3 protein-coding genes and 1 pseudogene are annotated in these 2,168 nt (G+C 68.5%); 1 reads left to right on the plus strand and 3 read right to left on the minus strand.

The features are described from left to right. From ZBI01S_RS09305 to ZBI01S_RS09315, 3 genes and pseudogenes are all read right to left on the minus strand, one after another. A pseudogene (locus tag ZBI01S_RS09305) lies at positions 1 to 344 on the minus strand (ZIP family metal transporter); the annotation flags it as partial. Between the two features lie 33 nt (positions 345 to 377). Continuing rightward, entirely contained in the window at positions 378 to 1,280 is a 903-nt protein-coding gene (locus ZBI01S_RS09310) for a cation diffusion facilitator family transporter (protein ID WP_066059596.1), read from the minus strand. Between the two features lie 4 nt (positions 1,281 to 1,284). Continuing rightward, on the minus strand, positions 1,285 to 1,686 hold the full coding sequence (locus tag ZBI01S_RS09315) for an ArsR/SmtB family transcription factor (RefSeq protein WP_306301617.1): 402 nt from the start codon (positions 1,684 to 1,686) through the stop codon (positions 1,285 to 1,287). Between the two features lie 83 nt (positions 1,687 to 1,769). On the opposite strand from ZBI01S_RS09315, the gene ZBI01S_RS09320 reads away from it, so the two are divergent. After that, a complete protein-coding gene (locus ZBI01S_RS09320) occupies positions 1,770 to 2,096 on the plus strand; it encodes a TFIIB-type zinc ribbon-containing protein (protein ID WP_066059599.1) in 327 nt (108 codons plus the stop codon). The last annotated feature ends 72 nt before the right edge of the window (positions 2,097 to 2,168 follow it).

Genomic DNA, 2,168 nt, shown 5'->3' on the forward strand with positions numbered 1-2,168 from the left:
GTGGCCAAGAATCCGATGGGGACTCCGACCGCGACGGTTCGGACGACCGACTTCGTCTCAGCGGTCTCTTCCCGTGTGTCGAGGCGACGACCGTAGGCGGCCAGGGCGAGGACGAGCACGACACCGGTGGTGAACCCGGCGGCGGCCCAGCCCAGGTTGCCCTCGTGGCGCAGGTCGGGTAACAGTTCGCTGGCCAGTGCGGCGATGACCACCCCGGCGGCGAAGTGCTGGATGCCGCTGACCACTCGCGTGCCTGGGCGCCGTACCGCGGCGACGGTGGAGCCGACGGCTCCCGCGGCGACGGGGAAGCTGACCAGGAGCGCTGCCTGTCCGACCGGGCTCATCGATGACCTCCGCGGCTGTGGTTGTGGTGGAGGTCAGATGGGGTTGGCGTGTTCTTCGTGGCTGGCCGGTTCGCACTGGATCGTGGCGTGGGTGACGTGGTAGTCCTCGGCGAGCAAGGTGGTGACCCGGTCAAGGACGGCGTGGAGCTCGGCGTCCTCGGTGAGCACCACGTGCCCGGTGGCGGTGTCCAGCCCTGAGGTCACGGTCCAGATGTGCAGGTCGTGTACGTCGGCGACACCGGGCAGCGCCTTGATCCGGTTCTCAACCTCCTGCACGTCAAGCCCGGGCGGGGCGACCTCCATGAGGATTCGCAGGGCCTGCCCCATCAACCTCCACGTCCGGGGCAGGATGAACAGGCCGATCGCGGCGCCGATCAGGGGGTCGGCGTACGGCCATCCGGTGGTGAAGATGATCAGCGCGGCGACGATGGCCCCGACCGATCCGAGCATGTCGGCGAACACCTCAAGGTAGGCACCCTTGACGTTGAGGGACTCCTTGGCCCCGGCCATCAGCAGCCGGAAGCTGATCAGGTTGACGATCAGGCCCACCACCGCCACGGCGAGCATCGGCAGCCCCGGGACCTCCGGGGGGGAGGAGAACCGCTGCCAGGCCTCGAACAGCACGTACCCGGCGACGGCGAACAGCAGCACCCCGTTGGCCAGAGCGGCCAGGACCTCCAGCCGGTAGGTGCCGAACGTGCGCTGTGGGTTCCCGGAGGCCTGGGCCAGGGTGATCGCGGCCAACGCCATCCCCAGGCCCAGGACGTCGGTGCCCATGTGGGCGGCATCGGACAGCAGCGCCAGTGAGCCGGTGGTCAGGCCGACGATGAGCTCGACGATCATGTAGGTCGCGGTCAGGCTGAAGGCCAACAGCAAGGGTTTGCGGTGTCGGGCCCCGGCGGTGGCCGCGCCGGCATGGCTGTGGTCGTGTCCCATGGCCTCAGACCTCCCTGTGGTCGGCGGTGTGCCCGAGGTGCTCACGGGTGATGTCCAGCAGAAGCCGCACGTGACTGTCGGCCAGGCGGTAGCGGATCATCCGACCGTCGCGGCGGTTGGTGACGACGCCGGCGGTGCGCAGCAGCCGCAGACCATGCGACAGGGCGGAGGGGGACATGTGGATCATCTCAGCCAGGTCGCACACGCAGGTTTCGCCCGCCTCAAGCAAGGCGAACAACACGCGCACCCGGCCCGGGTCGGACAGCAACGCGAAGGCATCCGCGATCCGGCCCGACTCCTCCTGGGTGATCAGCAGCGACCGGGCCGCGTCCACGCGGGCCTCGTCGACCTGGGTGGCGGTGCAGGCATCAAGGCCCACCACCTGGGCGTCTTGGGAACGGGGCACGGGAACTCCTGAATACTTGAACAAGTTGTCACATGTATCGTAGTCGACGCCGGACCTGCCCGGCAATCAAGGAGTCTTCTAGAATGGCAACCGAGCTGACCTGCCCCAAGTGCCACGCCCCGATGCGTTCCTACGAACGAAACGGTATCCAGATCGACCAGTGCACCGAGTGTCGCGGTGTCTTCCTCGACCGCGGCGAGCTGGAGCTGCTGATGGACGCTGAGGCTGCCTACACCCAGGCCGCCGCAGGAGGGCGGGCCGCTGCTCCCGGACCGGTGGCCGCACCGCCGCCGCAGGCATCCCAGCCTGCGGGGTACGGCTGGGACCAGGGTGGGCATCACGGCAAGTCCGGGTACGGCGGGCACCAGGGCAAACGGAAGAAGGGTTTCCTCGGCGAGCTCTTCGACTGATCCGCGCTCCGTGAGGAGCGCAGCAGGGTAGCGGTGGACCAGCGCCCGGCCCTGTTGGGAACCTCGAGTCAA

It is taken from the genome of [Zimmermannella] bifida NBRC 103089 (genome assembly GCF_001570925.1).
Taxonomy (GTDB): Bacteria; Actinomycetota; Actinomycetes; order Actinomycetales; family Microbacteriaceae; genus Gulosibacter; species Gulosibacter bifidus.